Raw genomic sequence first — 19,883 nt, 5'->3', positions numbered from 1 at the left:
CCGCTCATGCGCCGCTGCCTGCCGGGCGCAGCACCGTGAGCCGCCCGAGCAGCCGGCGCAGCAGGCCGAGGAGGTCGGCCTCCGCCCCATCCGGCCGGCCGGAAACCGCCCACAGCGCGACCAGCACCACCGCATAGCTCGCGGCGCCGAGGCCCATGCCCGCCAGCAACAGCCCGGTGGCGGGCCCCGCCCCGGCCGGCGCCGCCGCCCAGCCCAGGCCGGACTGCCACAGCAGCGCGGCCATGGCGGCGGAGGCCATCGCCGGCCGCCACAGCCGCGCCAGCAGCCGCATCGGGTTCATCCGCAGCAGCCCCAGCGTGCGCGCCACCAGCACCACATGTTCCGCGAGCAGCGAGGCGCCCACCGCCAGAGCCGCGCCGGTCAGCCCGTAGGCCGGGATCAGCACCACCAGCAGCCCGATGCGCAGCACGCCCGCCGCCAGCGTGATGGCGAGCAGCGTGCCGAGGCGCTGATGGGCGTTCAGCATGGCACCGCTGACATTGCCGAACAGCACCAGCGTGCTGGACAGGCCGATCACCACCACCACCGGCACCGCTTCCAGCCAGTTCTGCCCGAAGCCCAGCGCCACCACCGGCCCGGCCACAGCCGAAATGCCGATGCCCGCCGGCAGCGTCAGCAAGGCCAGCAGCGCCAGGATGCGCAGGTAGTTCTGCCGACCGCCTTCCTCATCCGTCCGCCGGCTGGCGGCGAAGCCCGGCATGCAGGCGCGGCAGATCGGGTCCACCAGCTCCGTCGTCGGCAGCGTCGCGACCTCCGCGCCCACGGCGTAGTGGCCGACGGAAGTCGGGCCGAGCAGCCGGCCGATCACCAGGCTCTCCGACCGGTCCTTCACCATGGCGGTGAAGCTCAGCGCCCAGGCCCAGGCGGAGACGCCGATCAGGTCGCGCCACGCCGACAGGGTCAGGCGCGGCCGGAACGGGTGCATCGCATAGCCCATGCCGACCACGCCCACGCGCGTGACGAGGATGCCCGCGACCAGCGCCCAGTGGCTGCGCACCAGGAAGGCGAGCCCGATCGTCACCACCACGCCGGCCAGGCGCGGATACAGGTTGAGCGCGAATTCCTTCTCGAAGCGCAGGTTCCGCCGGAAATCCACCACGCCGATATTGGCCAGCCCGCTGAGCACGGCGGAGGCCGCCAGCGCCCACAGCACCGGCTCCAGCCGCGCATCGCCGAAGAAGCGCCCGGCCGGTTCCGCGACCAGCGCGACCAGCACGCCGACCAGCAGGCCGCGCAGCAGGTTCAGCGTGAAGCCGGTGTCGTACATTGCACGGCCCGGGGCCTTCGCGCGGACGATCTGGTCCTCCACGCCCAGCACCAGGCACGCTTCCAGCGCCACGGCGAAGGACGTGGCCAGCGCGATCAGGCCGAAATCCTCCGGCGCCAGCAGCCGCACCAGGATCAGCGTGCTGACCAGCCCGATCAGCCGCGTCATCATCCGCCAGGCCACCACCCAGAAGGCGCCGCGCGCAGTGCGCGCCAGGATGCTGCCCGTCTCCTCCTCCGCCATCGGTCAGGCCTGCGCCATCTCGGCCTCGGCAGGCTCCGACGCGCCGCGCAGAAAGCCCTCCAGCACCAGCAACTGCCAGATCGGCTGGGCATGGTCGGCACGGCCGGATTCGTGCTCGTCCACCAGGCGGTGCAGCGCGACGGCATCGAACAACCCGCTGTCCAGCATCGCCTCCCCGCCCAGCCGCGCACGCACCACCTCCGCCCGCTCGCGGAATTGGCCGGCGATCCCCTGCGCGAAGCCGCGCTTCGGCCCGGACAGGACTTCGTTCGGCAGCATCGGCGCCATCGCCTGCCGCAGGATCTGCTTGCCGACGCCGCCTTGCAGCTTCAGGTGCGCCGGCAGCGCCATGCCCCATTCGACCATCGGGTGCGCCAGCAGCGGCGGCCGGACCTCGAGCGACACCGCCATGCTGGTGCGGTCCAGCTTGGTCAGGATGTCGCCGGGCAGGTAGGTGTGCAGATCGGCGTACTGCGCCTGCAGCAGCGAATCCTCCGGGTCGCATTCCGCCATCAGGCCGGTGAACCGGTCGGAGGGATCGTAGCCGTCCAAGGTCGTGCGTACCCCGGCCGCATATAGGCCGCGCCGCTTCTCGTGGTGCAGCTTGCAGACCGTGCGGTAGTAGCCCAGCGCGCTGTCCAGGCTCAGCTCCGTCAGCGTGTTGCGCGCGCGCAGCCAGCGTGGCGCCCGCGCCATCACCGGATAGGCCGCGGCGAGCCGCCCGATCACTTGGCGCCGGACGCCTGCCGGCAGCATTCGCCGCACGCCTTCCGACAGCTTGTGGAAGCGGTAGCGGCGGTAGCCCGCGAACACCTCGTCGCCGCCATCGCCGGATAGCGCCACGGTCACATGCTTGCGCGCCAGGGTGCAGACGGCCAGCGTCGGCACGGCGGAATGGTCGCCGAACGGCTCGCCGAAGATCGCCGCCTGGCCGCGCGCGGCAGCGAGGTAGTCGGCGGTGGCGGATTGCGTGCGGTGTTCGGTGCCGTAGCGTTCGGCCACCATGGCGGCGATGGCGCTCTCATCCTCGGCGCCCTCGAAGCCGATGGTGAAGCTGGCGATGCCCTTGTGTGCCTGCGCCGCCAGCGCGGTCACCGCACCGGAATCGAGCCCGCCGGACAGGAAGCTGCCGAGCGGCACGTCGGCCATCAACCGCGCCCGCACCGCCGCATCCAGCCGCCGTGTCATCTCACCCGCCGCATCGGACGGCGCGGCGGCGGCGCGCGTCGGTGGCTGCCAGTAGCGGTACAGCGCGGCGGGTTCCGCCGCGCCACGCCGCAGCAGCAGCGCGTGCGCCGGCGGCAGGCGCTGGATGCCGATATGCATGCTGTGGGGGTCCGGCACGTAGCCGAGCGCCAGGAAATCCTCCAGCGCCGCATGGTTCATCCCGCGCGCGACGCCCGGCAGCGCCAGCAGCGGCGCCAATTCGGAGGCGAAGGCGAAGCCGCCACCGGGGGTGCGCGCATAATGCAGCGGCTTCTCGCCGAGCCGGTCGCGCGCCAGCAGCAGCTCACCACGGTCGCGGTCCCACAGCGCGAAGGCGAACATGCCATCCAGCCGGTCGAGCACGCCGAGCCCCCAGGCGCGCCAGCCGAGCAGGATCGATTCCGTGTCGGAGCGCGTGCGGAAGACGTGGCCCAGCGCCTGCAGCGCCGTGCGCAGCTCCGCATGGTTGTAGATCTCGCCGTTGAAGGAAATCACGACCTTGCCATCCGGCGTCGCCATCGGCTGCGCGCCACCGGCGAGGTCGACGATCGCCAGGCGCCGGTGGCCGAGGCCGAGATGCGGCTCGGTGTGGAAGCCTTCCCCATCCGGCCCGCGATGGCGCAGCAGGTCGGTCATCCGGGTCAGCGTGCCGCGATCCGGAATCGCCGGGTCGAGCGGGTGGAACAGACCGGTCAGGCCACACATCGATGGCGTCTCCTGGAGTATCAAGGCTGCGGCCGGCTCAACCCCTGCGGTCGAACCCGGCCGGATTTTCGTCCTGTGGGCGCTTGCGAGGCGCTCGCAACGGGATCACGCTCCGCGGGACGAACGGCGGGGAGGCGCAGGCGGTGCGGCATCGGGCCATGGCGAGGAACGATGCGGGCGGAAGGGCCCGCTAGGTGCCCGTCCGCTGGTCCCGGCGCGTCTCCATCGCCGTGATCCTGTGTCTTTCCATCGCCTCCTGGCTGCTGTTCGCCACGATCCTGGGCTGGCTCGCGGGCTGAGCCGCGCGCGGGCGGGACGGGGCCGAGGGCCGCAGCCCGACCAGCGCCGGACTGCCGGCCCGCAACCAGGCCACCACCTGCGCGAGGCCGGCCTCCAGCGTCACCGGCGCGCGCAGCCGCAGCGCTTCCTGCGACCGGCGGGCGGAGCCGACGGAATGGCGGATGTCGCCGATCCGCGGCGCCTCATGCGCGATGCGCGGCGCCGTGTCGCAGACCCGGCCGATGGTGGACAGCAGGTCGAGCAGCGTGGTCGGCTGGCCGGTACAGACGTTGAAGACCGGCGCATCCGTCGATGCCACAGGCAGCGCCGCCATCAGCGCCGCCACCACATCCGCCACATAGACGAAGTCGCGCGTCTGCAGGCCATCGCCATGCACGGACACCGTCTGCCCGCGCACCAGCCGCTCACAGAAGATGGAGATGACGCCGGAATAGGGCGAGCGCGGGTCCTGGCGCGGGCCATAGACGTTGAAGAAGCGCAGCCCGACATTCGGCACGCCATGCACCAGGCCGGCGACGCGGCCATGCAGTTCGCAGCCCAGCTTGTCGGCGCCATAGGCCGATAGCGGCCGCGCCGGCGCATCCTCCTCCAGAGGGCAGCTTTCCGGCTTGCCATAGATGGCGGCGGAGGAGGCGTAGGCCACCGGCACCGGGCCACCCTTCGGTGATGCGGTGCGCGCCGCGTCCAGCACCGCGATGGTCGCGGACAGGTTGATGCGATGCGTGTCGAGCCAGGCTTCCGTGCAGCGCGCGACGGAGGCGATGGCCGCCAGGTGGAACACGCCGTCCACCCCCGCCATGGCATCCCGCACCATCTCGGGGTCCTCCACCTTGCCGACCGTCAGCGTCGCCCCCCGCGCCAGGTTGGCTCGAGAGCCGGTGGAGAGGTCGTCCAGCACCCGCACCCGATCGCCGCGCGCCAGCAAGGCCGCGCAGAGATGCGATCCGATGAAGCCGCAGCCACCCGTCACGAGAAATGTTGCCACCGATTTACCGCTCTGTTTCCCTGCGGCACCAATACTCCAATTCCAGGACAAAGAGACGGGTCGAATTATTGGTTCGCAGGTTCTTGATAAGCTGCAATCTGTTTATAGGATTTACGCTCAACGTAAATTATGGTTGATCTTTTCTCATGTATTAAATTTGATCGCGTTTTGACTGTCCAAAACCTCGAATTGGTCGATGCTGCCGGTTGTGTATCTTGGGGAAAGGACCCTGCGATGCGGATCAGCCTGGTCTGCCCGGTCTATGACACGCCGCCGGAGCTTCTACGCGCGGCCGCCCATTCGGTTCTGTCCGCCACCTCCGCCGCATCGGCGGAGGGCGTCGCGCAGCTGATCCTGGTGGACGATGCCTCGCCCTCCGCGGCGACCCGGGCGGCCCTGGCGGCGCTGGCGGAGGGCGACCGGCGGGTACTGCTGCTGCGCAGCCCGCGCAACCGCGGCCCGGCGAGCGCCCGCAACCTGGGCCTCAGCGTGGCGATCGGGGAGTGGGTCGGTTTCCTCGATGCCGACGACCTGTGGCTTCCGGGGCAGCTCGATCGGCTCCGCGGCGTCGCCGCGGCGCATCCGGACGCCGGCTGGATCGGCAGCGCGCATGCCTGGCTGAACCCGGATGGTGAGCTTGAGCCAGCCCCGATGCTGCCGGCGGCGACGGGCGCGGAGCTGGGCCCCGGGCTTCGCCGCCATGCCGGCCCACCACTGACGCGCCTGATGCTCGGCAATTTCTGGATGCACCTGGGCGCCATGCTGGCCCGCCGCGCGCTGCTCCAGCGCATCGGCGGCTTCGCCGAGGGCCTGGTCTATGGCGAGGACCAGAACCTGATGGCACGGCTGTCCACTGTGACGCCGCTGCACTACCTGGACGTCCCGGGCTACGCATGGCGCCGTGGCCGGCCCAGCCTGACCTCGAGCTCCGCCCGCCTGCGCGCGGCCTCCCTGCGCCAGCACGCCGCGGCGGCGCGCGACCCGCTGCTGCGGGATTTCCGGCGCGAGATCCACTGGGCCCGCTACAGCGCCACCAAGGGCCTGGCGGTGAACAACCTGCTGGCCGGACGCCGGATGCCCGCGCTGGCCCTGGCCCTGCGCGCCTGGATGCTGGATCCGCGCGAGGTTGGCGAACTCAGCCTGTTCCTGCGGCTGTGGACCGGCCGCGGCCGCGTCGATCCTGGCCGCTACAGCAAGGCCGAGAGCTTCGTGGTGCGCGCCCCGCAACAGGACACCCACCCAGACGATCTGCGGAAGGCCTCGTGAGCACGACGCGCGACCATCTCCACGTACCGGCACAGGCACAGGCACAGGCCTTGGCCACGCCGCGCGGCGTGCGGGCGAAGGACGCCGCGCTGCGGGCGCTGTGCTTCGGCCTGATGCTTTATTTCCGCGGCATGCCCTTCCGCTTCGGCAAGGCGCTGCTCTGGAACCGCCTGGTGCGGCCCTACATCCTGTGGCGGCCCATGGGCCTTGTGGCCCGCACCCGTTTCGGCGCCCGGCTCGAGGGCGACCTGCCGGACCTGATCCAGGCCTACATGTATTTCTTCGGCGTCTGGGAGCCGGGGATCACGGCGCTGTACCGCGCCGCGCTGAAGCCGGGCGACGTGGTGGTGGATGTCGGCGCCAATGTCGGCGCACACGCTCTGCTCGCCGCGCATCTGGTCGGCCCGCATGGTCGCGTGCATGCCGTGGAAGCCTCGCCCTTCATCCACGACCGCCTGTGCCGGAACATCGAGGCGAATGCCGCCTGGAACATCCGCACCTACAACATGGCGGCGACGGACGCGCCCGGGCCGGTCACCGTCTTCCTGCACGACGCCAGCAACCTCGGCGGCACCACCATCGTGCCGTCGGAAGCCACCCGCCTCGGCGCGGTGCGGGAGGCGGTGGTGGAGGGCCGGCCGCTCGGCCGGATCGTGCCGGAGGCGGATCTGCTCTCGGCGCGGCTCATCAAGATCGATGTCGAAGGCGCCGAATGGCTGGTGCTGCGCGGCCTGGCGCCGCTGCTGCCCCGGTTGCGGCCGGATGCGGAGATCCTGCTGGAGCTGAACCCCGCCGCGCTGGCGCGCTTCGGCGGCTCGATGGACGCGCTTCTGGCGATGTTCGCGGAAGCCGGCTTCACCGCCTTCGAAATCGCCAACCGCTACGACACCCGCTTCTACATCGCCCCAGTCGCCACCCGGGCCCGACCTTTCGACCGGCGGCCGGGCGAGCTGGTGGACCTGGTGTTCCGCCGGGTGAATTGAGGATTTGCTCGGCCCTCAGGCGCCGGGCGGCCCCTCCGGGGCCTTGGCTCGCCGCATCAGCGGTCTCGGCCGGCTTCGCCAGCCGCCTTCCCTCAGGTGCCGAGTGCGCACTGGCTACCGGCAGCGCATCACCCGGCTCGGCACGCGCGGCTTTCCGCGGGGCACGATGTTGAACAGCGGATTGCGGCGGTAATCCTCGTCCCGCGTGTAGGGGGCATCGGCCTCCGACAGCCAGGCATAGGCCCGCGCCGCATCCTCGGACCCGGTCACGTCGATCACCTGCGCCAGGGATTGCAGCGCAAGCTGCGCGTAGTCGCCCTGCGTCTTGCTCCAGCCATCGCCGTTCGACAGGTTGCCCGAGCGCGTCGCCTCCCCGATCGCGGCCCAGGTCTTCAACGGGTTGCGGGCCTCGGCATCGGCGTTGACGGCCAGCAGGTAGGCCGCGCCATCGTTGGGCGGGAAGCCCTGCCGGCCGGCCAGGAAGCGGCCGGCGAGGAAATTCTCCATCCAGCGCAGCACCGCCCGCGCATCCGGGCTGCCTTGCCGCGCGGCGGCGGCGGCGGCGGCGGCGAAATAGTCCTGCTGCCAGGGCGGAAGGGCGCCGCGCACGCCGTATTCGCCGGGAATCCAGCCATGCGCCTCGCCCTGCGCCTGGGTCCAGCGCGGGATCTGCTGGCGCACCCAGGTCCAGTTGGCCTGCGACGTCTCGCGCAGCCAGGGTGTCGTCGCGTCCTCGTCCGGGCTGGCCCAGGCGGCGTTGGTCAGCGTCCGCAGCGACCAGGCGGAGCCGCGCACCTGGTTGCCGCGCACCACGTTCACGCCCTCCGCCACGCCGGGCCGGCCGGCGGTGCCGCGGGGCGCCGGCCAGCGCCCGATCACGCACCAGCAGGCCTGCGCCTGCAGCCCGTCCAGGAAGGCGCGGCGGCCGGTCAGCAGCCAGGGCAGGTAGGACAGGTCGGGCTGGTGCGAGGCCGCCAGCGACCAGCCGGTATCACCCGAGATGCGTTGCGCCAGCCCACCCGGCGGCGGGCCGCCGCGCGGGTCGGTCCACAGCCGCGGCCAGCGGCGCGTATCCATCCAGCGGCCGGCCTCGGTGTCCCAGTAGTGCCAGGGGATGCTGCCGGCGGCCTCGGCCTGGCCGATCGCATGCATCGCGGCGCGCGGGTCGCCCGTGATCAGCCAGGCCGCCTGCGACTGCGTCATCGGCCCGATGTCGGGGCGACCGCCGCCGCTGCCCATCGCCCGCAACACCCCGCGCGAATTGAACGGCTGCGCCCAGTCCTCGCTACCGATCTGCCGCGCCATGGTGCCCAGCAGCCCGGCCGCGACGCCGGTGGTCAGGTCGTAGCGCGGGGTCGCACCGGCCTCCGCCAGATAGGTTGGGTCCGGGCGCACCAGCGGCACCGGGGCGCCGGTGTGCATCAGGCGGCCCCAGGCCGTGTACTGGTGGTGGCGCGGAATCTCGGCGGCCATCGCCTCCTGCCCGTCGAGCAGCACGCGCACACGGTAGCCCACCGCGCCGCCGCCGGGCCGCATGGCGCCGTCATTGCGCATCCACAGCTCCACCGTCAGCTCGCCATCCGCGCGCAGCGTCACGTCGGAGACCATGCGCAGGGAGGTCACGCCGCCCACATCCACCGGTGTCACCACCCGCATCTGCACCGCCAGCGGGCCGGACTGGAACGGCCGCGCGCCGCGCCGGGCCAGGCTCTCCGCCAGCAGCGCCATCAGGTCGATGGCCTGGTCGTTCAGCTCGATGGTGATGCTGCGGCGCGCCATCAGCGGCGTCACGTCGAAGGCCCGCGCCTGCGCCGCGCGGCCACGTGAAAGGATCACGCCGGCGCGGCTGCCACGGCCGACCTGCGGCGCCGCCAGCGCCAGCACGGCGAAGCGGGCGGAGCCGTCCTCATGCCGGTTCAGCACATCCGCCTGCACCGGTAGGGCGGTGCCATCCGCCAGGCGGGCGACCAGGCCGGCGCCGCGCGGCAGGTCGCCGGCCTTGAAGACCTGTCCGAAGGTGACCACCGCGCCGGCCGGCGCGCCGCTGCCCTCCAGCAGCAGCGCCACGATGTCGCCCTGCCGGTCGAGGCAGGGCATCGGTTCCATCATCACCACAGCGGACTGCGCCGCGGCGTCGCGCGGCATCAGCGGCAGCAGCCCGAGGCCGGCTCCCAGCGCACCCAGCCCACGCCTTGTCACACTCATGCCAGTACCTCGCGGAAAACGGCCAGCTGGCCTGCGGTGGTCTCGCCCCAGCCGAAGCCCTCGGCATAGGCGCGCGTCGCAGCCCGCCCGGGGTGCAGCAGCAGCAGGCGCCGCACGGCGGCGGCGATCGCCTCCGCCGTGGTTTCCTCCATCACCACCCCGGCGGCGATGCTGCGCACCGCCTCGCGGCTGCCCCAGGCGGGGCTGGCCACCACCGGGGTGCCGCAGGCCATGGCTTCCAGCAGGACATTCGCCCAGCCCTCGCGACTGGAAGCCAGCACCAGGGCATCGGCGGCGCCGTAGTAGCGCGGCAGTTCGGCATGGGGCCTGGCGCCGAGCAGGTGCACGCGGTCCGCCACGCCGAGGTCCTGCGCCAGCTTCGCCAGCGCATCGCGTTCCGGCCCATCGCCCAGCACCATCAGCGCGTGGCCGGGCAGCAGCGGCATGGCGCGGATGATGTGGTCGTGCCCCTTGCGCGGAATCAGGTGCCCGACCGAGACCAGCAGCGGGCCGGCGCCGAGGCCCAGCGCGCGCCGCACCGAAGCGCGGTCCTCCGGGTCGCCATCCGGGATCGGCCGGAACGCCTCGAGGTCGACGCCGTTGCGCAGCACCGTCACCTTGCCCGCCGGTGCGCCGAGCTTCACCAGCCCGTCCTTCAGGCCGACGCTGACCGCGATCAGCGCATCCGCGTCGCGGATCGCGCGCTGGATCAGGCGGCGCGGCAGGCGGTGGTCCGGCAGCTGCGAAATGTCGGACCCACGCGCCGTCACAACCACCGGCAGGTTGAATTCCCGCCCGAGCCAGACGGCAACGACGCCATCCGGATAGGCGTAGTGCGCGTCGATCGCATCGAAGCGGTGGCCTTCCGCCAGAAGCTTCGCCAACGCGGCGCGCGCGGCCAGGTGCAGCGCCGCAGGGCCAGTCAGCATGCCGATGCCGGGTAGCGCCGCATAGCGCGGATGGTGCACCACAAGCCCGTGCCGGACCTCCTGCGCCGGCACCGCGGCGAAGCGGCCCCAGACCTTCAGTTTCGTGCCGAGGCGCTGCGGCAGCCGTGCGCTCAGGCGCCCCGTGCCGAAGGGAAACCACGGCACCGGCGCCAGGACGGTGCTGGTCGCCTCACCGCCGGCGACCAGGTGCCGCAGGCGATTTTCCACGAACACGCCATGATTGGGCAGCGCCGCGTTGGGGTACAGGGTGCTGAACGTCAGCAGGCGCAGCACGCCAGCGTGGCCCGGCCGGCTCCCGCTTCGGGGTGGCTTCACGGGCGAAGGCGCCGGCGGGGCGGCGGCCGGGCAATGCGCCGAGGCTGCGCCAGCTTGGCTTCCGGGCAGCGGCGCCGGCGCGGGCGGCGCGGCCGGACCCGTCAGAATCGTCTGGTCCGGCGGCATCAGGCGCGCCCTCCTCGATCATGTCGAATGGCCACCAGATGTTTCCCTTCATCGGCTTGTCCTGTGCCGCCCAGGCACAGAGCCAGCCGATGCCGATGAGCATGCAGAGGAAATAGATGCCGTCCATGCGGCGGCTCCTTCGTCAGAATTGCCATGGGATGTGCGAGGGTCATGCCGTGCGCCATCCCGTCTGCGCCGCGGCGGCGCCGGCCTGGCGCCACGCCGGCTGCACCTCCGGGTTCATCTGGCGCCGCGCCAAGCCGTAGCCGGCCCCGATCACCACCAGCAGCGTCCACAGAAAGTCCCAGTAGCTGAGCGACAGGAAGGTGCCGCTGACCACGTAGGCGACCAGTGAGACCTGCGACATGCGCCCGAGGTCGTAGGCCCATCTCAGCTCCGGCCTGTTGCGCGCCATCGCCACCATCATCTGCGCGTAGATCGCGCCGGTAACGAGAAGGCCGGACCAGACGAAGAAGGTGATGAAGCCGTGCTCGCCCAGCAGCTCGAACCAGATGCTGTGCACCGCCCGGGCAGGGCCGCCGAACTCCACCGTATCCACCACGCGCTGGTTGTACGGCCCGGTGAAGCCGCTGCCGGTCAGCGGGTTCTGCACCGCCAGCTTCCACGAGATGCCCCACAGCACCAGCCGGCCGGTGGCGGAGCCATCCTGCTCGTAGGTGCCGATGGTCTCCATCCGCTCCGTCCAGGCCGGCGGCATGAAGGCGATGGCCCCGGCCAGCGCGAAGGGCAGCACGATGGCGGCGACGATCTTGCGCTGGCTGCGCCACCACAGCACGGCCAGCATCGCCAGAAGCCCCAGCAGCGCGCCGCGCGAGTAGGTGGAGACGGTCGCCAGCAGCGTCAGGCCCATGGCGAAGGCAAGCCCGAGGCGGATCAGGTGGTGGCGCGATTGCAGCCGCAGGTAGTTCATCAGCGGCAGCGTCACCAGCATGCCCGCGGCCAGATGGTTGTTGTCCGAGATCATGGTGTTGGGCGGCCCCCAGATCCGGTAGCTGCCGCCGGTGATGATGGCGAAGATGCCGCCTCGCACGCCGAAATATCCGACCGAGATCACCATGATCCAGACCAGCGCGTGGATGCGCCAGCGGTCGGTCAGCAGGAAGCTCGTCAGCAGCAGGCCGAGGATGACCTTGCTGACCTGGCTGTACTTGGCCCAGGCCGCGTCCGGGGCCGCGATCGCCATCGCCGTGGTCATCGTGATGCACAGCAGGAAGGCGATCAGCAGCCAGGTCACCGCGTTGAACACCGGCTTGCGCGCCTCCACCGACAGGACGCAGCCGGCGACGGTCGCCATGAACACCAGCGCCGCCCAGGGAACGCTGCCGGCAAAGCCGTAGACCAGCCGGTGCGGATTCATGAAGGAAATCCAGCACCACAGCAGCACGCCGACGAAGGGCTTGAAGAACGACATCGGCAGCAGCGCCAGCATGGCGATGAGGAGGACTGCATCACGCATGGTCGTGGATCACCGCGGAGAGGAGGTCAGGGTGGCGCGCAGGCGTTCGGCCGCCGCGCGTTCGCCGAAGGCGGTGCCCTCGGCCAGCGCCGGGGCCAGCACCTCCAGCGCCTCGGCGCGCTCGCCCGCCTGGTGCAGCGCATAGGCCAGGTGGTAGCGCGCGCCAGGCTGGCTGCCGGGGCCAATGGCGCGCCGCAGCAACTCCACCGCCAGCCGGGTCTCGCCGCTGCGCGCCAGGATCCAGCCCAGCGTGTCCGCCGTCTCGACGTTGGGGGACAGGTAGTAGGCGCGCTCGGCGAAGGCGCGCGCCTCCGGCATCTTCGCCTCCCCCTGCTCGCCCAGCACCCAGGCCAGGTTGTTCAGCGCCACGGCATTCTCCGGCGTCATCGCGACAACCCGGCGCAGCCGCTGTTCCGCCTGGGGCAGGCGGCCCGCCACCAGGTCGAGCTGCGCCAGCAGGTTCAGCGCCACCGCATCGCCAGGGTTCGCCGCGACCCATGCCGCCAGCCCGCGCTCCGCGTCCGCGGCCTTGCCCGCTGCCTGCAACGCGCCGGCCAGGCGCACCGCCAGGGTGCCGGAGGGGGCGCGCGCCTGCGCCGCCGCATAGGCCTCCGCGGCCTGCTGCGGCTGGCGCAGCGTCATCAGCAGGTCGCCATGCAGCGCCTGCGCGGTGGCCGGCGCGTTGGGCGCGGTGGACCGGCGCCGCGCCTCGGCCAGCGCCGCCTCCTGCCCGCCATCCTGCAGCAGCAGCCCGATCAGCGCCTGTTGCAGCACCGGCTCGCCGGGATTCTCCCGCAGGCCCTGGCGCAGCAGCGTCTCCGCACCGCGCTTGTCGCCGCCGCGCAGCAGCAGCGCCGCCAGCTGCCGGCGCGCGGCGACCGAGGTCGGGTCTTCCGCCAGCGCCTCCCGCGCCGCGGATTCCGCCAGGCTGAACTGTTCCGCCGCGGCGTGCAGCTCGGACCGCGCCAGGGGTAGCGCGGCCCCGCGCTGGCCGCGCAGCGCAGGGGTGTCCAGCACCGCCAGCGCGCCGGCCGGGTCGCGCCGTTGCAGCAGCAGATTCGCATGCGCCAGCGCCAGGGGCGCCGAGGCCGGCCGCGAGGCCTGCACGCCGGCGATCGCCGCCAACGCCGCCTGCGCCACCGGCCCTTCGGCACGGGCGAGGGTGGAAAGCCGCGACAGCGCCTCCGCATTGGAGGGCTGTTCGCGCAGCACCGTGGCCAGCAGCGGCACCGCCTCCGCCACCGCGCCCTGCTGCACCAGCACGCGGGTCAGGCCGAGCCGGCCGCCGACGCTGCCGGGGTGCCGCGCCACCACCTGCTCGAAGGCCTGCTTCGCGCCCGGAAGATCCAGCCGCAGCAGCCGCAGCGTGCCCTCCAGCACGCCGGCCATTTCGCCCCGGCGCGCGGCCTCGTCCAGCTTCGCCATCTCGGCGGCGGCCGCCTCCAGGTCGCCGCGCGCCATGGCGCCGGCCACCAGCATCTCCCGCGCCCCAGCCTGGGGCGGGCCGAGTTCCAGTGCGCGCCGCACCGCCTGCTCGGCCCCGGCGTTGTCGCCCACCGCCATGCGCGCGGCACCCAGCCGGGTCAGCAGCGCCGGGTCATCGGGGGCGATCCGCACCGCCTCCTCCATCGCCGGCACCGCCTCCGCCGGGCGGCCGGCTGCGGTCTGGGCCCGGGCCAGCGCCTCGTACAGCACCGCATCGCGCGGCCGGTTCTGCGTCGCCCGGGACAGCACGGCGGCGGCTTCCTCGTGCCGTCCGGCCGCCATCGCCATGCTGGCCAGCAGCTTGGCGCCGCGCGGGTCATCCGGGTTGCGCGCCACGTGGCGCCGGGCCGCATCCTCCGCCTGCGCCGCCTGGCCCAGCCCGCCCTTGGCCAGGGCCTGCAACAGCAGCCCGTCCGGAAAATTGGTGACCTGCGGGCCGAGGCGTTGCAACGCGGCATCGGCACCGGCCCAGTCGTTCTGGCTGGCCAGCTGCATGGCGCGCAGGTAGACGCCGGTCGCGCTGTTCGGCGCGCCGGTCAGCACCACGTCCAGGTCGCGCCCGGCGGCGGCGGCATCATTGGCCCGCAGCAGCGCCTCCGCGCGGCGCAGCCGGGCCGGGATATCGCCGGGGTTGCGCTCGATGACCTGGCCGAAGCTGGCGATCGCCTCAGCCACGGCGCCGCGTTCCAGCAGCAGCGTTCCGCGGCGCAGCCGGGCCTCACTGGCCGTCGGGTGCGCCGCCAGCAGGCGGTCCAGGCGCGCCTCGGCCGCGGCGCGATCGCCTTCCGCCAGCAGCACCTCCGCGAGCGCCATGCCGGGCTCCATCGCCTCCGGCGCCAGGCGTTCCGCGAGTTCCGCGGACTGTCGCGCCGCCGGGATGTCACGCAGCAGCAGCTGCGCCATGGAGCGTCCGACGGCGACCTGCGCGGCGGCGGCCGGCGGCGTTTCCGTCTGCGGGAAGTCCGCCAGTAGCTCCCGCGCCTTGTTCTGCACCAGGTAGGCGCGCACCAGCAGCGCGGTGCCGGCGGCCGGGTCCAGCCCGCGCTCCAGCGCCGCCCGCGCCTCGCGCTCCGCCGTCTCGCCATCGCCGAGGTCGAGGCTGGCACGGGCCAGCGCGGCGCGGATCTGCGGGTCATCCGGCAGGGCGCGCACGGCGTTGCGCCATTCGATCTGCGCGGCGCGCAGTTCGCCACGGGCGGCGGCGGCACGCGCCCGTTCCTGCGACGGGTGGCCCTGCTGGGCCTGGGCAAGCGGCGCGGCCGCCATCAGGGCGGTCAGGGCGAGAACGGGCAGCGCGAGGGTGCGGCGGGCCATGATGGGGGGTTCCGGTCAGCTGGGGGTCGGGTCGGCGCGCTGCGGCGTCAGACCATGCGTTTCGAGAAGGTCATAGAGCGTTGGCCGGCTGATCCCGAGCAGCCGCGCGGCGGCCGAGAGGCTGCCATTGCCGCGCGCCAGGGCACGGCCGATCATCTCGCGCTCCGCACGCGCCCGGGCGGCGCGCAGGTCCAGGTCCTCGGTCGCCGTGTCGGTCGCCGGCACCGCCAGCTCCAGGTCGGCGGCACCGACCAGCGGGCCTTCCGCCATCAGCGCCGCGCGCTGGATGCGGTTTCCGAGTTCGCGCACGTTGCCGGGCCAGCCATGCGCCGCGATAGCGGCCAGCGCGCCGTCGTCGAAGCCGCGCAGCCGGCGCTGCGCCTCCTGCGCGAAGCGCGCCAGGAACCAGCGCGCCAGCAGCAGCACGTCGTCGCCACGGTCCCGCAGCGGCGGCACGCGCAACGTCAGCGCATTCAGACGGTACAGCAGGTCCTGCCGGAACTGGCCACCGGCCGCGTGTTCCTCAAGCGGCTGGTTGGTGGCGGAGACCACGCGGACGTCGACACGGATCTTTGTCCGCCCGCCGACGCGTTCCACCACCTGGTCCTGCAGGAAGCGCAGCAGCTTGGCCTGGAGTGACATCGGCAGGTCACCGACCTCGTCGAGGAACAGCGTGCCGCCATTCGCCGCCTCGATCTGGCCGGTCACCTGGCGCACCGCGCCGGTGAAGGCGCCGCGCTCATGGCCGAACAGCTCGCTCTCCAGCAGCGCCTCCGGGATCGCCGCGCAGTTCAGCGCGATGAACGGTTTCGACGCACGCGGGCCGAGGGTGTGCAGGGCGCGGGCGAGGGCTTCCTTGCCGGTGCCGCTTTCGCCCAGGATCAGCACGGGGACGGAGACCGTCGCCAGGCGCTCGACGCTGCGGCACAGCTTCAGCATCGTCTCGTCGGCGGTGATGATGTCCGCGATCGGGCTCGGGCGCGGCGCCGCGGCCAGGCGCTGGTTCTCCTCCTCCAGCGCGCGCAGCCGCAGCGCGCGATCCATGATGGTGCGCAGCACGTCGAGGTCGACCGGCTTCTCGCAGAAATCGTAGGCGCCGAGCGAAACCGCGCGCAGCATCGTCTCCCGCTGCCCCTGGCCGCTGGCGACGATGATGGGCGTGCCGGGGGCGATGGCACGTAGTGCGGCCAAGGTGGCGAAGCCTTCCGCCACGCCCTCCGCATCCGGCGGCAGGCCCAGGTCGAGCAGCACCAGGGCCGGCTCCTCCCGCTTCGCCATCGCCTCGGCCTGCTTGCGGTCGTTGGCGATGACCACGCGGCAGGTCGGGAAGGCCCAGCGATACTGCGCGCAGAGGCCCGGATCGTCCTCCACCACCAGCAGCTTCGGCTTGCTCATGCCGCGATGTCCTCGAAGATGTCTTGGCCCGAAGCCGGGCAGGGAAGGGTCAGGCGCATTGTGGTGCCGGTGCCGGGGGTGCTGAGCACCAGCAGGTCGCCACCGGCGCCGCGCAGCAGGTCGCGCGCCTGCCAGGCACCGATGCCGTTGCCGCCCACGCGGCCGGACACCAGCGGGCGGAACAGGCGGTCGCGGACGAAATCGGGGGTCATGCCGGGGCCGCGATCGATGATGTCGATCACCACGCATCCGGCCTCCCGCCGCAGTTCCACCGTCACCGGCACCCCGGGGGGCGAGGCTTCCGCGGCATTGTCCAGCAGATGGCGCAGCGCCGCCTCGAGATCCTCCGGCGGGATCTGGATGCGTGGAACGCGATCCTCCGCCAGCAACTGCACCGGATGCGGCACGTCGCGCAGCACGCGCTGCAGCGTCTCGGCCGGCTCGGTGGCCATCGCCGGGCCGCCGGGCGCCGTTGGCGTGATCGCCGCGATGCCGGGCGTGGCGAGGCCGGACGCCGACGCTTCGGCGTCCGGCGCGCGCAGGCGCGCGATCAGCGCATTGATGCGGGTGGCGGCGGCCCCGACCGTCAGCAGCATGTCGCGCTGGAAGTCCGGGTCGGAGATGTTGTCCTCGGCATTGGCCAGCACCAGCGTCAGCTGGCTTGCCACGTTCTTCACGTCATGGGCCACGAAGGCGAAGCGCTTCGCATGTTCCGCCAGCGCGCGCTGGTCGTGCAGGCGCTCCGCCGCGCGGCGTTCAGCCAGGAACAGCGCCACCTCGCGCCCTACGGCGCGCAGCAGGTCGAAGGCCTCCTGGTCCAGGCGGAAGGGCGCGCGCGGCGGCGCCAGCAGCACCAGGCCGAGCAGCCCGTCCCGGTGGTGGCGCAACGGCACGGCGATCCAGATCGGACCGAGCGCGGGGTCCAGGTCGCCCGGCATCTGCGTGACGATGCGGGTGCCGTCTTCCGTCGCCTGCAGCAGCGGATGCCCGGCGGCCAGAACCATGGCGCTGGCCGGCAGGTTCCACGATCCGGCCCAGCGCAGCGGCGTCATCGGGGCGTCTCGCAGCAGCAGCAGCCCGGCCGGGCTGTCCACCGGGTCCGCGATGGCGGTGATGGCGCGCTGCTCGGCCTCGGCGTTCTGCGCCGACAGCGTGGCGACGCAGCGCAGCCATTCGGCGCGGTAATCGAAGCGCGCCGCGAAGAAGTGATCCACCACCAGCCGCCGCAGCCGCGACCGCATGGAGGCGGAGGAAACCCCGACAGCGACCGCCAGCAGCGCCCCGGCCAGCAGGCTGATCTGCGCTGCCTGGCCCCAATCGGCGCCGAGTCGCCGCAGGCCCTCCCCCACCGCGCCGACACCGGTCAGGAAGGTGCCGGCGATCACCAGCGTGGCGCCGTGGAACACCACCTGCCGCGACACCGGCGGGTCCCGGTGCCAGCGGCGGTCGCGGGCGGCCGCGATGGCCAGAAGCGGCAGCGCCACCGCCGTCAGCACCGCCCGTGCATCCAGCATGGCCTGCGCGTAGCTGTGGTGCAGTGCGGCATCGGCGTGCAGCACGACATCGAAGGCGGACAGCGCGCCTAGCGTCAGGCAGGGCAGGATCACGTGCCAGCGTACGGCGCGGCCGACATTGCGCAGCAGGTTCTCCGCCACCACCACCACCAGCAGCGCCAGGCCGAGCCGCGCCAGCAGGCTGGGTGAGCCGAGGCCTTCCGGCTGCGGCGTCCCCGGCAACAGCGCCGCCAGGCCGCCCAGCACCAGCACCACGCCGGCCAGCGCGAAGCGCAGCGACAGCGACCGGGCGGCGGTGCCGCCGACCCGCCATCCCAGCAGCAGCAGCACGCCGAGCCAGGTGGCGCTGCGCGCGATCTCCAGCGCGCCGGACAGGCCGGTCAGTGGCGTCTCCGGTTGCCAGGCGACGGCGGCGGCCCAGGCGGAAGCGGCGACGCTGGCCAGCGCCAGCAGCAGCCCGGCGCGGCCCCGGCCACAGACCAGGATCAGCGCCACCCAGCCAAGGCACAGCACAGCGACCGCGCCGTGCAGCAGCGGGGACGCGCCCGTGGTCATGGCTCCCCCCCGCGCCGCGGTGCGGTCGCGACACGCATCAGCGCGCGCCTTCCTGAAACAGCACCACGCGCACGGTGCCGAGCAGGATCAGCAGGTCCAGCAGCAGGCTGCGGCGGCGCACGTAGTAAAGGTCGTAGGACAGCTTCATCCGCGCATCCTCGACCGAGGCGCCGTAGGGGTAGTTCACCTGCGCCCAGCCGGTGATGCCGGGCTTCACCACCGCGCGGTCGTTGTAGTGCGGGATGATCTCACCGAGCTGGGCGACGAAGGTCGGCCGTTCCGGGCGCGGGCCGACGACGGACATGTCGCCGCGCAGCACGTTCAGCGCCTGGGGGATCTCGTCGATGCGGGTCAGCCGCAGGAAGCGGCCGACGCGCGTCACCCGCGGGTCGCCCCGCATCGCCCAGCGGGCGACGCCGCCGGCCTCCGCATCCGTGATCATGCTGCGGAACTTGAACAGCATGAACGGGCGGTTGTTCAGCCCGACGCGTTCCTGCCGGTAGAAGACCGGCCCGCGGCTATCCAGCTTGATGGCCAGCATGGTCAGCAGCAGCAGCGGCAGGGTCAGCAGCAGCAGCGAGCCCGCGGTGGTGATGTCGAGGCCGCGCCGGAATGCCGCTTCCATCCGGCCGGTATGCGCGGCCTTGGCACCGGCAAGCCAGCCCGGCTGCAGGCTTTCCAGGTCCAGCCGCCGCAGGCCGTGTTCCGTGAACTCGGCCGGGGTGAACACCTGCAGGCCGGCCGCGGCGCAGGATTGCCGGACCGCCGCCGAGACCGGCGCGCGCCCCGGCGCCACCACGGCCCAGATGCGCCAGGCGCGCAGACGGCCGCGTTGCAGGGCCTGGGTCAGTGCCTCCCCCACCGGCAGCGCCAGCGTCACCTCGAAGGGCTGGAAGCCGCGATCGGCCGGCGGCCTGTCGGCCGCCTCGCCAGCGCCCATCGCCGACGGGTCCGCAGGTGCGTCGCCGCCCAGCACCGCGACCCGCCGCAGCGGCGGCCGCAGCAGCGTGAAGCCCAGCCTGGTGACCAGGATGGCCGCCGCCGTGCCGAGCATCACGGAGACCAGCGCATGGCGCTGCACTGGGCTGACGGTGTCGCCATCCGTGAACTGCAGCGCGAGCACCGCCAGCAGCAGCAGGATCACGGTGCCGGTCAGGCCGGCGACCAGCGTGGCGCGCAGCCCGGCCAGCGTTCCTGGCTCATAGAGGCCGACGGCGCCCGCCACCAGCATCACCACCGTCGCAGTGGTGGCCGCCAGCAACCCGGCGGCGGCCAGCCCTTCGGAAGTGCCGAAGGGGCCGGCGCCGGCGAGCAGGGCGAAGACCGCCAGGAACACGGCGCCCGCCTCCCAGAGGCACAGCGCAAGGATTTCAGATCGAACCGAATGGCCAAACAGATTTGTCATGGGGAGATGTCCTCGTCGGGAAGCATAATGCGGCAAACGCGGACATCATGTGATCCGAATAATAATCACAAAAGATTGTAAATGAGATGATTTAGGCATAAATTGGACAAACTTTCGCTCTGCAAAAATGCACCCCTGTTTTCGACCCCGAAAATTGCTAACATTG

12 protein-coding genes are annotated in these 19,883 nt (G+C 72.4%); 2 read left to right on the top strand and 10 right to left on the bottom strand.

The window, feature by feature from the left end; genetic code table 11:
* Positions 1-4: 4 nt before the first annotated feature.
* From ACLF3G_RS07460 to ACLF3G_RS07450, 3 genes are all read right to left on the bottom strand, one after another.
* Positions 5-1,531 (bottom strand): oligosaccharide flippase family protein, encoded by a 1,527-nt coding sequence (locus ACLF3G_RS07460; protein WP_430668714.1) that lies wholly within the window; start codon positions 1,529-1,531, stop codon positions 5-7.
* 3 nt (positions 1,532-1,534) lie between these two features.
* Positions 1,535-3,442 carry an asparagine synthase (glutamine-hydrolyzing) gene (gene asnB, locus ACLF3G_RS07455; protein ID WP_430668713.1) on the bottom strand — a complete coding sequence of 636 codons (1,908 nt, stop codon included), beginning with the start codon at positions 3,440-3,442 and terminating at the stop codon, positions 1,535-1,537.
* A 190-nt stretch (positions 3,443-3,632) separates the two neighbouring features.
* Positions 3,633-4,727 (bottom strand): NAD-dependent epimerase/dehydratase family protein, encoded by a 1,095-nt coding sequence (locus ACLF3G_RS07450; RefSeq protein WP_430668712.1) that lies wholly within the window; start codon positions 4,725-4,727, stop codon positions 3,633-3,635.
* Positions 4,728-4,961: 234 nt separating this feature from the next.
* Here ACLF3G_RS07450 and ACLF3G_RS07445 point away from each other — a divergent pair, with 234 nt between their 5' ends.
* Both ACLF3G_RS07445 and ACLF3G_RS07440 read left to right on the top strand, forming a co-directional pair.
* Positions 4,962-5,993, top strand: coding sequence for a glycosyltransferase (locus tag ACLF3G_RS07445; RefSeq protein WP_430668711.1), 1,032 nt, complete (start codon positions 4,962-4,964; stop codon positions 5,991-5,993).
* Positions 5,990-6,976: an FkbM family methyltransferase gene (locus tag ACLF3G_RS07440; RefSeq protein WP_430668710.1), complete on the top strand. Its 987-nt coding sequence runs from the start codon at positions 5,990-5,992 to the stop codon at positions 6,974-6,976. Before ACLF3G_RS07445 ends, ACLF3G_RS07440 begins: the two co-directional genes overlap by 4 nt.
* A 114-nt stretch (positions 6,977-7,090) precedes the next feature.
* Here ACLF3G_RS07440 and ACLF3G_RS07435 read toward each other — a convergent pair whose 3' ends face one another.
* The 7 genes from ACLF3G_RS07435 to ACLF3G_RS07405 all read right to left on the bottom strand — a co-directional run bounded on the left by ACLF3G_RS07435 (position 7,091) and on the right by ACLF3G_RS07405 (position 19,717).
* Entirely contained in the window at positions 7,091-9,181 is a 2,091-nt protein-coding gene (locus ACLF3G_RS07435) for a hypothetical protein (protein WP_430668709.1), read from the bottom strand.
* Entirely contained in the window at positions 9,178-10,572 is a 1,395-nt protein-coding gene (locus ACLF3G_RS07430; protein WP_430668708.1) for a glycosyltransferase family 4 protein, read from the bottom strand. The genes ACLF3G_RS07435 and ACLF3G_RS07430 overlap by 4 nt, the downstream gene beginning before the upstream one ends.
* Positions 10,573-10,741: 169 nt before the next feature.
* Positions 10,742-12,049, bottom strand: a complete 1,308-nt coding sequence (locus ACLF3G_RS07425) for a putative O-glycosylation ligase, exosortase A system-associated (protein WP_430668707.1) — start codon at positions 12,047-12,049, stop codon at positions 10,742-10,744.
* A gap of 9 nt (positions 12,050-12,058) precedes the next feature.
* Positions 12,059-14,848: an XrtA/PEP-CTERM system TPR-repeat protein PrsT gene (gene prsT / locus ACLF3G_RS07420; RefSeq protein WP_430668706.1), complete on the bottom strand. Its 2,790-nt coding sequence runs from the start codon at positions 14,846-14,848 to the stop codon at positions 12,059-12,061.
* 15 nt (positions 14,849-14,863) lie between these two features.
* Positions 14,864-16,243, bottom strand: coding sequence for a PEP-CTERM-box response regulator transcription factor (gene prsR, locus ACLF3G_RS07415; protein WP_430668705.1), 1,380 nt, complete (start codon positions 16,241-16,243; stop codon positions 14,864-14,866).
* On the bottom strand, positions 16,240-18,312 hold the full coding sequence (prsK, locus tag ACLF3G_RS07410) for an XrtA/PEP-CTERM system histidine kinase PrsK (protein WP_430668704.1): 2,073 nt from the start codon (positions 18,310-18,312) through the stop codon (positions 16,240-16,242). The genes prsR and prsK overlap by 4 nt, the downstream gene beginning before the upstream one ends.
* 37 nt (positions 18,313-18,349) lie before the next feature.
* Positions 18,350-19,717 (bottom strand): exopolysaccharide biosynthesis polyprenyl glycosylphosphotransferase, encoded by a 1,368-nt coding sequence (locus ACLF3G_RS07405; protein ID WP_430668703.1) that lies wholly within the window; start codon positions 19,715-19,717, stop codon positions 18,350-18,352.
* Positions 19,718-19,883 lie beyond the last annotated feature (166 nt).

Source organism: Falsiroseomonas sp. HC035 (assembly GCF_050563525.1).
In the GTDB taxonomy this organism is placed as follows: Bacteria; Pseudomonadota; Alphaproteobacteria; order Acetobacterales; family Acetobacteraceae; genus Falsiroseomonas.
Note: the sequence above shows the minus strand (reverse complement) of the source record. Positions and strands in the feature narration are given on the sequence as shown.

Excerpts from the sequence above, each read along its gene's own strand:
- prsK (WP_430668704.1), bottom strand. The coding sequence starts at position 18,312 with ATGACCACGGGCGCGTCCCCGCTGCTGCACGGCGCGGTCGCTGTGCTG.
- prsT (WP_430668706.1), bottom strand. The coding sequence starts at position 14,848 with ATGGCCCGCCGCACCCTCGCGCTGCCCGTTCTCGCCCTGACCGCCCTG.
- ACLF3G_RS07460 (WP_430668714.1), bottom strand. The coding sequence starts at position 1,531 with ATGGCGGAGGAGGAGACGGGCAGCATCCTGGCGCGCACTGCGCGCGGC.
- ACLF3G_RS07430 (WP_430668708.1), bottom strand. The coding sequence starts at position 10,572 with ATGCCGCCGGACCAGACGATTCTGACGGGTCCGGCCGCGCCGCCCGCG.
- prsR (WP_430668705.1), bottom strand. The coding sequence starts at position 16,243 with ATGAGCAAGCCGAAGCTGCTGGTGGTGGAGGACGATCCGGGCCTCTGC.
- ACLF3G_RS07435 (WP_430668709.1), bottom strand. The coding sequence starts at position 9,181 with ATGAGTGTGACAAGGCGTGGGCTGGGTGCGCTGGGAGCCGGCCTCGGG.
- ACLF3G_RS07405 (WP_430668703.1), bottom strand. The coding sequence starts at position 19,717 with ATGACAAATCTGTTTGGCCATTCGGTTCGATCTGAAATCCTTGCGCTG.
- ACLF3G_RS07445 (WP_430668711.1), top strand. The coding sequence starts at position 4,962 with ATGCGGATCAGCCTGGTCTGCCCGGTCTATGACACGCCGCCGGAGCTT.
- ACLF3G_RS07425 (WP_430668707.1), bottom strand. The coding sequence starts at position 12,049 with ATGCGTGATGCAGTCCTCCTCATCGCCATGCTGGCGCTGCTGCCGATG.
- asnB (WP_430668713.1), bottom strand. The coding sequence starts at position 3,442 with ATGTGTGGCCTGACCGGTCTGTTCCACCCGCTCGACCCGGCGATTCCG.